Annotated in this window: 1 protein-coding gene; it reads right to left on the reverse strand. The window is 60.3% G+C overall.

All coding sequences use genetic code 11. The features are described from left to right. The coding region (locus tag GHO03_RS24970) for an NAD-dependent epimerase/dehydratase family protein (RefSeq protein ID WP_153400725.1) at positions 1 to 247 on the reverse strand (247 nt) is incomplete at both ends.

Here is a 247-nt window from a genome sequence, read left to right on the forward strand (position 1 = left end):
GTGGAAGTTGGGGTGGCTGCGCAGGCGGTCAATGGCGTCGGAGCCAATGTCCAGACCGTACACTTCATAGCGGTCGTCTTGCAGCAGGCGCTCGGACAAATGGTTACCGATAAAGCCGTTCACGCCCAAAATCAGCACGCGGGTACGACGCGGCGCCCGTCCTGATTCACTGCCACGCAATCGTGAACCTTCAACCAGACCCAGTTCGCGTGCCAATTGCGGGCCGCTGAGGTACAGACCGTTGTCG

Source organism: Pseudomonas sp. FSL R10-1339 (assembly GCF_009600545.1).
In the GTDB taxonomy this organism is placed as follows: domain Bacteria; phylum Pseudomonadota; class Gammaproteobacteria; order Pseudomonadales; family Pseudomonadaceae; genus Aquipseudomonas; species Aquipseudomonas bubulae.